The sequence below is a fragment of the Ruminococcus sp. BSD2780120874_150323_B10 genome (assembly GCF_015553695.1).
In the GTDB taxonomy this organism is placed as follows: domain Bacteria; phylum Bacillota; class Clostridia; order Oscillospirales; family Acutalibacteraceae; genus Ruminococcoides; species Ruminococcoides intestinale_A.
Window position 1 is genome coordinate 1 of record NZ_JADNHD010000031.1, and the last position, 10,301, is coordinate 10,301.

Annotated in this window: 9 protein-coding genes and 1 tRNA gene; 8 read left to right on the forward strand and 2 right to left on the reverse strand. The window is 40.6% G+C overall.

All coding sequences use genetic code 11. The features are described from left to right. Positions 1–285: 285 nt before the first annotated feature. Positions 286–1,926, reverse strand: coding sequence for an AMP-binding protein (locus I2E21_RS11885; protein ID WP_195411463.1), 1,641 nt, complete (start codon positions 1,924–1,926; stop codon positions 286–288). 242 nt (positions 1,927–2,168) lie between these two features. On the opposite strand from I2E21_RS11885, the gene murF reads away from it, so the two are divergent. Then, a complete protein-coding gene (gene murF, locus I2E21_RS11890) occupies positions 2,169–3,515 on the forward strand; it encodes a UDP-N-acetylmuramoyl-tripeptide--D-alanyl-D-alanine ligase (RefSeq protein ID WP_195411464.1) in 1,347 nt (448 codons plus the stop codon). Positions 3,516–3,699: 184 nt separating this feature from the next. On the opposite strand, the gene I2E21_RS11895 is transcribed toward murF, so the two are convergent. After that, complete coding sequence (locus I2E21_RS11895) at positions 3,700–4,707, reverse strand: CHAP domain-containing protein (protein ID WP_195411465.1); 1,008 nt, start codon at positions 4,705–4,707, stop codon at positions 3,700–3,702. Positions 4,708–4,984: 277 nt separating this feature from the next. On the opposite strand from I2E21_RS11895, the gene I2E21_RS11900 reads away from it, so the two are divergent. The 7 genes from I2E21_RS11900 to I2E21_RS11930 all read left to right on the forward strand — a co-directional run bounded on the left by I2E21_RS11900 (position 4,985) and on the right by I2E21_RS11930 (position 10,107). Next, positions 4,985–5,173: a DUF951 domain-containing protein gene (locus I2E21_RS11900; RefSeq protein WP_022234456.1), complete on the forward strand. Its 189-nt coding sequence runs from the start codon at positions 4,985–4,987 to the stop codon at positions 5,171–5,173. 1 nt (position 5,174) lies between these two features. Next, positions 5,175–6,251: a peptide chain release factor 1 gene (gene prfA / locus I2E21_RS11905; RefSeq protein ID WP_195411466.1), complete on the forward strand. Its 1,077-nt coding sequence runs from the start codon at positions 5,175–5,177 to the stop codon at positions 6,249–6,251. A gap of 13 nt (positions 6,252–6,264) precedes the next feature. Further along, a complete protein-coding gene (locus I2E21_RS11910) occupies positions 6,265–7,299 on the forward strand; it encodes an L-threonylcarbamoyladenylate synthase (RefSeq protein WP_195411467.1) in 1,035 nt (344 codons plus the stop codon). Beyond that, positions 7,286–7,894, forward strand: a complete 609-nt coding sequence (gene coaE, locus I2E21_RS11915) for a dephospho-CoA kinase (RefSeq protein ID WP_022234459.1) — start codon at positions 7,286–7,288, stop codon at positions 7,892–7,894. Before I2E21_RS11910 ends, coaE begins: the two co-directional genes overlap by 14 nt. After that, positions 7,894–8,505, forward strand: a complete 612-nt coding sequence (locus I2E21_RS11920; protein WP_195411468.1) for a lytic transglycosylase domain-containing protein — start codon at positions 7,894–7,896, stop codon at positions 8,503–8,505. The genes coaE and I2E21_RS11920 overlap by 1 nt, the downstream gene beginning before the upstream one ends. Positions 8,506–8,541: 36 nt before the next feature. Beyond that, positions 8,542–9,954, forward strand: coding sequence for an aminopeptidase (locus I2E21_RS11925; protein ID WP_195411469.1), 1,413 nt, complete (start codon positions 8,542–8,544; stop codon positions 9,952–9,954). Between the two features lie 76 nt (positions 9,955–10,030). Continuing rightward, positions 10,031–10,107, forward strand: a tRNA-Arg gene (locus I2E21_RS11930). The last annotated feature ends 194 nt before the right edge of the window (positions 10,108–10,301 follow it).

Consider the following 10,301-nt stretch of genomic DNA (forward strand, 5'->3'; position numbering starts at 1 on the left):
AATTTTATTACGGAGTAATTTTTACCGTTTACCGAAAGTTCTGTAGGAATTGCATTTGACATATAATCGCCTCATATACTTCATAAGTTATAGAATAAATATATCATATTGCAGATATTTAAATCAATAGCTTAAACCGAATTTTATAATTATTTGACAAAGTGATCTGTCAAAACATAATTTATTACAGTTTTTAATAAAAACTCAAAAATCACCGCAAAGCAAAAACTTTACGGTGATTTTTTTGCGCAGAGAAACGCGTATATTATGTTAATTTCAAAACTTTCAGGCTCTTGCCTTAAGGGCAACACGCTTAATTTTTCCGCTTACAGTCTTTGGCATTTCATCGGTAAATTCAATGTACTGAATCCACTTATATGATGCAAGACGCTTGTTTGAAAATCCTTTAATTTCATTTACAAGATTTTTGTCCGCTTCGCAGCCGTCAACGGTTTTAATAATTGCCTTGATTGCCTGTCCACGGCTATCATCGGGAACACCGATTACCGCACACTCAAGCACGGCGGGGTGTTTCATAAGCACATTTTCAATTTCAAACGGGCCTACTCTGTATCCTCTTGTTTTTATAAGGTCATCGGCTCTGCCGACATACCAAAAATAGCCGTCCTCGTCCATATATGCGGTATCGTTTGTGTGGTACATTCCGTTTCTCCACGCATATTGGTACATCTGCTCGTCACCTATGTAGCCTGTAAATATACCGTACTGCTTTCTGTCTTTTGGCGGAACAACTACTATTTCGCCTGTTTCGCCCTGCTTTACTTCATCGCCGTTGCTGTCAACAAGTTTTATATTATACATAGGGCTTGGTTTTCCGATTGAACCCGTTTTGCCGTGAGTACCGTTGAGATTTGCAATAAGCAATGTGGTTTCACTCTGACCGTAACCCTCCATCGGATGAAGTCCTGTTTGTTGATATACAGCCTCGGCAACAATCGGATTGAGTGCCTCACCTGCAGTTGTCAAGTATTCGAGTGAACTCAAATCATACTTCTGCATACCTTTTTTCACAAAATATCTGTAAGCGGTCGGAGGTGCGCAGAATGATGTAACCTTAAATTTTTCAATTACTTTCAAAATTTTTGACGGAGAAAATTTATCGAAATCAAAAGCCATAACCGCACAACCGCAAAGCCACTGACCGTAGATTTTTCCGTATGATGCCTTTGCCCAGCCTGTTTCAGCAATTGAAAAATGCAGTCCGCCCTCTTTTACATTCTGCCAATATTTTGCGGAAATTATATGGCACAAAGAATAAATATGATTATGCACAACCGCCTTCGGATAGCCTGTTGTGCCCGATGTAAAGTAGATAAGCATTGGCTCGTCAGCTTTGGTTTCTACTCGTTCAAGCTCGTCGCTTGCAGCTTCAATTTCTTTTGTAATATTTACCGTACCGTCAAAATCTTCTCTCGCGACAAATACGGTTTTTAATGAATTTTCTCGGTTTGCCGCTGTTAGCAGATGTTCAATCGTTTCGCTGTCGGGAGTACATACAGCCATTTTAATATTTGCAACATTTACTCTGTAGCTTATGTCCTCGGCAGTAAGCATATTTGTAGCGGGAATTGCAACAACTCCGAGTTTGTGCAGAGCCGTAACAATGTACCAATATTCATAGTTGCGCTTGAGCATCAGCAAAACTCTGTCGCCCTTTTTTATACCGTATTTCAAGAAAACATTTGCGGCTTTATTGCTTAGTCTGCTTAAGTCGGCAAAAGTAAAAATTCGTTCTTCGCCCTCGGGATTTGTCCACACAAGTGCAATGTCATTCGGTGCTTTCTCTGCCATTTTATCAAGCACATCGTATCCGAAATTATAATTATCCTCAAATTTTAATTTAAAACTTTTCAGCGTATTGTCACTATTAAATTCTTCATTGCAAAACTGTTTGTACAACTGCATACTATCTCGCCTTTCAGAATAAAACTAAATTTATTACAAATAAAATAATAGCAAAAATAGACTGATTAGTCAATAAATAAAGCTATTCTTATTTCATTAATAAATCAATCGGTTATGCAAAACTTGCATAACCGATTGAATAATTATATAACCGCCGAATATTACCGCTATTGCAAAAGCAAGGTATTTTTGGTATATTTAGAGTATATAAAACAAATAAAATTTTACAGGGTGTGATTAATATGAAAAAATTTACTCTCGAAGAAATAGCCGCTGCCTGCGGCGGTAAATATGTCGGCGACGAAAACTTAAAATCAACCGCAATTTCATCGGTTGAGCGTGACAGCAGATGCATTAAGGAAAATTCTCTTTTCCTTGCCATTAAAGGAGAGCGTGTTGACGGACACGATTTTATTGAAAAATGCTATGCTGACGGCGCTGTCGGCGCTGTTTGCGAAAAAGCGCCGCAGAACCCGACAAAGCCGTATATTCTTGTTGACTCAACACTTGAGGCGGTTAAAAAAATCGGTATGGCCTACCGCAAAAAATTTGATATTCCTGTTGTAGGCGTATCTGGCAGTGTAGGCAAAACCTCCACAAAAGAGATGCTCTATGCCGTACTTTCTCAAAAATACAAAACTCACAAAACACAAGGCAACCTAAATAACGAACTCGGCGTACCGCTCACTCTCCTTGCAATGCCCGAAGATACCGAGGCTGCTGTAATAGAAATGGGTATTTCCGACTTTGGCGAAATGAGCCGACTTGCACAGATGGTACAGCCGACTGTATGCGTACTTACAATTATCGGCTGTTGTCACCTTGAAAACCTCGGCGACCGCAACGGCGTTTTAAAGGCAAAAACCGAAATGTTTAAATTTGCAAGCGAAAATGCGGAATTTGTACTCAACGGCGACGACGATAAACTTTCTACAGTAACGGAAGTAAACGGCAAAAAGCCAATCTTCTTCGGTCTTGACCGCAAAAATGACTATTACGCAGAAAATATTCAAAACAATGCGGACGGCGGAGTGCTTGCCGACCTTTGTTTCGGCGACACAAAACTTTCCGTAAAAATTCCTGCAATCGGCAGTTATATGGTTTCAAACGCACTTGCAGCCGTGGCAGTAGGCAAACTTTGCGGGCTTAATGACGAACAACTTGTAAAAGGTGTTGAGGCTTATAAAACCGTCGGCAGTCGTGCAAATGTTATCAATACTGAAGATTACAAAATCATTGACGACTGCTACAACGCAAACCCGACCTCCGTTATGGCAAGTATTGACACACTTGTAAATTTCAGCGGCAGAACCGTTGCAATTCTCGGCGATATGAAAGAACTCGGCACAAACGAACTTGAAATGCACCGCAAAACAGGCGAACATGCAAAAGAAAAAGGCGTTGACCTTGTAATTGCAGTCGGCCAGCTTGCCAAAACACTTGCCGAGGGCAGCGGCGGAAAGTGGTATGCAGACATAGACTCTCTACTACCCGACCTAAAAAGCCTGCTCAAAAAAGGTGATACAGTTTTGGTAAAAGCCTCACACTCAATGCAGTTTGAAAGAATCGTTGCATTTTTGAAAGGTTGAAAATAGGCAATCATTTTGTATATAAATAGATTTAGGTCAAACCTTTAAAAATGTTGACCTTACTTTTATAATTGTTAAAAAGTGCTTAGCTAATTCTCAATTTACCCCAACTTTCGATAAAGCCTAAAATACACTGACAAAAAACGGTCATTCGCAAACTTTATGCGAATGACCGTAATTTTGTTTATGCTTTATTTAATGAAATGATACGCTGTAATTCTGTTACATCGCTTATATCAATTTTGCCGTTTCCGTCAACATCTGCAAGCTTTAACTGTGTATCGGTGAAATCAGCGTTTTTAGATACATACATCTGAAGTTCTGTAATATCAAGAATATCTACAGCACCGTTCATATTAACATCACCGTGCTCGTAGTTGTTTCCGTTATCAAGCGGCTTGTCCCTAAGATATTTACAATAATCAAGAGCTACCCAACCCTTTACATTTTTATAAGTTGTATAACCCCATGTGTAACCGCCGGACTGTTTTACATCTGTAACATAAAGCTCTGTACCGTTTTTAATCTGATAAACAGTTTTTGATGAAGTTGTTGCGCTCTCTCTCATATTAAGATAATCGCTTACTTCAACCTCGTAAACACCTGTTTTGTATGTAATGGTATCGTTACCGTTATCATCTTCGTTATTGTTGTTCTTACCAAAGTCGCCAAGGTAAATAAAGCCTTGGAAATTCCAACCTGATTCACCCATTGCAGGGTCATTAACATCTGCATATGTAAGATAGAAGTTTTCCCAACCCCACGCAGAGTTTGAAAATGTAACAGTACCGTTCTCTACCTTTTCAACAACGGCAACATGACCGCCTGTTTCGCCGTTTCTGTAATATTTCCAACAAGCAACAGCACCGACTTTCGGAGTCTGACCTCTGCTGTAGCCGTCGTTGTAGTCATACCACTCGTAAGCGTCATAGTGACAAAGTCCGGGATCTCTGCCAAGAATTTCGTATGCTCTGCCGTAAGCATAAGCTGTGCAGTTTGGCATACCATAGCCGTATTGGTAATAAATATTTTTATTGCTGTAATAATAATCATTGCTGTATGACGGTGCATCAAGTCTTGGTGTGAAAGACGATGACGCATTAGCAATCATTGAATACGAAAATACTGTGGTAAAAAGTAATGCACAAACTAAAAACATTGCCGGAATTCTTTTGAGTTTTTTAAAAAACAATTTAAATCTTCCTTTCTGTCAATTATGTTTACATTTCTGTTTATCAAAGAACATTTTACCACAAAGCTCCGCAAAAGGCAATATTTTTTTAATAATGTTGTAATTATTTGTAATCTTTGTAAAAGTCATTAAAGCAGGCTCTTGATATTTTGGCAGTATTGATATATAATAAAAACCAATAGTAGCATAAAACAAAATGCTGACAAATGGTCGAGAAACCGAAAAAAGCGTCTGTTTTACTTATATTTTTAGCTTTTGTGCAATCGGAAGTGTTAATATGAAGGTTAATGTCGGTGACAGAGTTGAAATGAAAAAACCGCACCCGTGCGGTTGCAAGGAATTTGAAATATTAAGGATTGGAATGGATTTTAAGATCCGTTGTACAAACTGTGGCAGAGAAGTTATGGTGCCGAGAAATAAAATTGAAAAGAATATTAAAAAAATTTTAACCGATAAGGAAAAATAATATGTTTGAAAAAATAGAAATTTTTGATAAAAGATACTCCGAACTTTCGCAAAGACTTTACGAACCGTCTGTTGCGGCAGATCCGGAGCAATATCAGAAAACAATGAAAGAGCTTAAGTCTATTGAAGAAATAGTGCTTACTTACCGAGAGTACAAACAGGCGGTAAAATCTCAAGACGAAAGCATTGAAATTCTTGAAGAGAGTGGCGACAGCGACTTAAAGGAACTTGCACAGCTTGAACTTGACGAGGCAAAACAGAACATAGAGGAGCTTTCGGAAAAGCTTAAGATTTTGCTTTTGCCGAAAGACCCAAATGATGAACGAAACGTTATTGTGGAAATTCGTGGCGGAGCAGGCGGCGAAGAGTCGGCACTGTTCAGTGCGGTGCTTTTCAGAATGTACAGTATGTATGCCGAGAAAAAGGGTTATAAAGTAGAAATAGTAAACGCAAACGAAACCGAGCTCGGCGGCTATAAAGAAATTTCTTTTATGATTGAGGGCGAGGGTGCTTACTCACGCTTTAAATACGAAAGCGGTGTACACCGTGTTCAGCGTGTGCCCGAAACCGAAAGCCAGGGCAGAGTGCATACTTCTACCACAACCGTTGCCGTTCTTCCCGAGGCGGAAGATGTGGAGCTTGAAATTGACCCTAAAGATTTAAAAATAGATACTTTCCGTTCAAGCGGCGCAGGCGGTCAGCATATCAACAAAACAAGTTCGGCTATCCGTATTACTCATTTGCCGACAGGTACGGTTGTTGAGTGTCAGGACGAAAGAAGTCAGTACAAAAACAAAGATAAAGCGCTCAAGGTGCTCAAGAGCCGACTTTTAAAAGAAAAGCAGGATAAGCAGGCGAGTGAAATTGCCGCTAACCGTAAGTCACAGGTCGGCACGGGCGACAGAAGTGAAAGAATTAGAACCTACAACTATCCGCAGGGCAGACTGACCGACCACAGAATCGGAATTACGCTTTACAAACTTGAGGATATATTAAACGGAAATCTTGATGAAGTTATAGACGCTCTTGTTACCGCAGACAGAGCAGAAAAACTCAAAGAAAGTATGGAAAATTCATAAGCAAGGTGACAATATGCAAACATTATTGCTCGACAGTACACAGGAAAATATAAATAAAGCAGGAGAAATCCTAAGAAACGGCGGACTTGTAGGTATGCCGACCGAAACCGTTTACGGACTTGCGGCAGACGCTTTGAACGGTAAAGCCGTTGCCAAAATTTTTAAGGCAAAAGGCAGACCGATGGATAATCCGCTGATTGTTCATATTGCGGAGTTTGGGGATATTGAAAAATTCGGTCTTGTCGCCGAAATTCCCCAAAAGGCAAAAATTCTTGCCGAAAAATTTATGCCGGGCCCTCTTACAATTATAATGAAAAAATCGGAGATTATTCCTGACGAAGTGTCGGCAGGTCTTGAAACCGTTGCAATTCGCTGTCCGTCACACCCTGTTGCAAGAGCGCTCATAAGAGCGGCTAAAACTCCGCTCGCTGCGCCGTCCGCAAACATTTCGGGTTCTCCGAGTCCTACAACCGCAACCCATGTTATGAATGATATGAACGGTAAGATTGAGGCAATTATTGACGGCGGTGCAAGTGAAGTCGGCGTTGAAAGCACGGTTATCACTCTTGCGGGCGAAGTTCCTTGCCTGTTAAGACCGGGCGGAATCACCCTTGAACAATTGAGAGATACAATTGGAGAAGTCGAACTTAACAAGGCGGTACTCGACAAACTTGACCCTAATCAAAAAGCGGCAAGCCCGGGCATGAAGTACAAGCATTATTCGCCGAAAGCGAGAGTTATACTTCTTAAAGGCACAGACGAAGAATATATTAATTATGTGAACAGCAAGGATGACGGCAAAACCGCCGCACTGTGTTGTGATGAAGATATTGCGCAGCTTAAGGTAAAAACATTTTCGCTCGGCAAAAGACAAGACTATGCACAGCAGGCGCACAGACTTTTTGATATGCTGAGAGAGGTTGACGAGGTCGGCGGAATTGACACCGCTTACTCAAGACTTCCGTCCTGCGATGGCGTAGGTATGGCACTTTACAACAGGCTTATCAGAGCCGCCGGCTATGAGGTGATTGACCTTGAAAAAATATAAAATATTAGGACTTACAGGTCAGACGGGCGCAGGCAAAAGCACTGTATCAAAAGTTTTTGCAAAAAACGGCACAGCGGTAATAAATGCCGATGAGCTTGTTGCGGAACTTTATATGCCCGACTCGGTATGTCTTAAGATACTTTCGGCTGAATTTGGCAGTGACATTATTTTGCCGAACAAAAATCTTGACCGAAAGAAACTTGCTCAAAGGGCATTTGCAACAAAAGAAAAAACCGCCGTTCTCGGCAAACTTATCCACCCGTTTGTACTTTCCCTTTTCCTTGAAAAGACGGAAAAACTTGTCAACAGCGATAAAAAATTCATTGTATTTGACGCACCGCAGCTTTTTGAGAGTAAAGCAAATGTAATTTGCGATTATATCATAAGCGTTACGGCTGATGAAAACATACGCAAACAGCGCATAATGCAGCGTGACGGAATTTCGGAAGAAATGGCGGAAAGTCGTATAAACGCTCAACTTTCCGAAAACTATTTTAAAGATAATTCGGACTTTATTCTTGAAAACAACGGCACAAAGCAAGAACTTATCGACAAAGCCGAGGGGCTATTCGGATACATACGGCAGGTGATTTAATGGCGGCAAATCCCCGATACAAAAAGAAACCCAAAAAGAAGGGAAAAAATTTTATTGTTGGCGGTTGCATAGTTTTAACGGCGGTCTTGCTTGCACTGTTTGTATTTAATTACTATGACAACACAAAAAAGCAACTGCTCGAACTCAGCTATCCGAGAGATTACAGCCAATATGTTCAAAAAGCCGCAAAAGATTACGAACTCGACGAATCACTCATATATGCCGTTATCCGTACGGAAAGCGGCTTTAATGCAGACGCACAGTCGGATGCGGGTGCTTGCGGAATTATGCAGGTTATGCCGAGTTCGTTTGAATGGCTGCAACAGGTAAGAGATTGCGAGGGCAAATATACGGAAGAAGATTTATATAACCCCGAAATCTGTATAGATTACGGCTCTTATCTTTTAAAATATTTTCTTGATTTTTATGGGACAGAAACATCGGCTATTGCGGCGTACAACGCAGGATTTGTGGTTTCGGACTGGCTTGATGATCCGAATTACAGTACCGACGGTGTAACGCTTACAGATATACCGTATCCCGAAACAAAAGAATATGTTGAACGGGTAACGGACGCAAAAGCAAAGTATATTGAGTTATATTATTCATAAAATAATATGGTACATCTAAATGAAAGGAAGATAATTATGGCAGACGAAAAAAGTAAGGCAACTCTTCTTAAAGAAGAAATTTTTATGAAAGGCAAAAAGGGCGTGGCTGCCCTCAGTGCCGAAGAAGTTGAAAAGGCTGACGATTTCTGCGTAGGCTATAAAAAGTTTTTAGACCATTCTCCCGTTGAGCGTGAGGCTGTAAGCTACACACTTGAACTTGCGAAAAAAGCAGGCTTTACAGAATACGATGAAAATGCGTCATATAACGCAGGTGATAAGGTTTATTATGTAAACCGTGACAAAGCAATCGCACTTGCTGTTATCGGCAAAAACGGTGTAAAGAACGGTGCAAGACTTGCAATCGCTCACATTGACTCACCGAGAATTGATTTAAAGCCGAATCCACTTTATGAGGACACAAACCTCGCACTTTTCAAAACACATTACTACGGCGGTCTTAAAAAATATCAGTGGACAGCACTTCCCCTCTCACTCCACGGCACAGTTGTAAAACTTGACGGCACAAAGGTAAACATTACTTGGGGTGACGATGAAAACGAATCTTGTTTCTGCGTTACTGATTTGCTCCCACACCTTGCTAAAGACCAGGTTTCAAAGCCGCTTGCAAAGGTATTTACAGGTGAGGATCTCAATGTTCTTGTCGGCTCTCGTCCGTACGAAGACGGCAATGACGAAAAAGACCTTGTAAAACTCAATGTAATGTCAATTCTCAATAAGAAATACGGCATAGTTGAGGGGGATTTCCTTTCGGCAGAACTTTGTCTTATTCCGTCATTCAAAGCAAGAGATATCGGCTTTGACGCAAGTATGATCGGCGGTTACGGTCACGATGATAAGGTTTGCGCTTACCCTGCATTAATGGCTTCGCTTGATGTTGAAACTCCGGAGCAGACCTGTGTTACTTATCTTACAGATAAAGAAGAAACAGGCAGCGACGGCAATACAGGTATGCAGAGCGACTTTTTGCGTTACTTTATATATGACCTTGCAAAGCAGGACGGTATTGACGGCTACAAAGCGCTGTCTAAGAGCACCTGTCTTTCGGCAGATGTAAGCGCAGCTTATGACCCAACATATGCATCCGCTTACGAAGCAAAGAACTCTTGCTATATTAACGAAGGCGTTGTAATTTCAAAATACACAGGTCACGGCGGAAAGTACGATACTTCCGATGCGTCTGCCGAGTATATGGGCAAGGTAAGAGCTTTGCTTGAGAAAAACAATGTAATGTGGCAAGTCGGCGAACTCGGTAAAGTTGATATGGGCGGCGGCGGAACAATCGCAAAATATGTTGCCAATATGAATGTTGATGTAGTTGACCTCGGTGTGCCTGTACTTTGTATGCACGCACCGTTTGAAATCGTATCAAAAATTGATGTATATATGGCTTACAGAGCATTTTTTGCATTTTTTGATGATAAAATTTAAAAAATTTCAAAAAGCACTTGCTTTTTATAAAAGAATGTGGTAATATATTACTTGCGGTTAATAATTAACCGCATATGCGCTGGTAGCTCAGCTGGATAGAGTGTCTGACTACGAATCAGAAGGTCGGGAGTTCGAGTCTCTTCCAGCGCGCCAATAACACACCTTGGTTTTTCAGGGTGTGTTATTTTTTTTGGTTCTTTGTCAATAGTTGGGGTAATCCGAAAAATGAAATAAAGATATTTAACAAGCGGCAGAAAATTTGAAATGCTCCCCCTTTTGTTAGACAATGAGGTATAATATAAATATACCGTAATTAAAACTAACGAAAGGGGGCATTTTTATGCCAA

Coding starts and splice junctions, on each gene's coding strand:
- I2E21_RS11925 (WP_195411469.1), top strand. CDS start 8,542: ATGGCAGACGAAAAAAGTAAGGCAACTCTTCTTAAAGAAGAAATTTTT.
- prfA (WP_195411466.1), top strand. CDS start 5,175: ATGTTTGAAAAAATAGAAATTTTTGATAAAAGATACTCCGAACTTTCG.
- I2E21_RS11900 (WP_022234456.1), top strand. CDS start 4,985: ATGAAGGTTAATGTCGGTGACAGAGTTGAAATGAAAAAACCGCACCCG.
- I2E21_RS11885 (WP_195411463.1), bottom strand. CDS start 1,926: ATGCAGTTGTACAAACAGTTTTGCAATGAAGAATTTAATAGTGACAAT.
- murF (WP_195411464.1), top strand. CDS start 2,169: ATGAAAAAATTTACTCTCGAAGAAATAGCCGCTGCCTGCGGCGGTAAA.
- I2E21_RS11920 (WP_195411468.1), top strand. CDS start 7,894: ATGGCGGCAAATCCCCGATACAAAAAGAAACCCAAAAAGAAGGGAAAA.
- I2E21_RS11910 (WP_195411467.1), top strand. CDS start 6,265: ATGCAAACATTATTGCTCGACAGTACACAGGAAAATATAAATAAAGCA.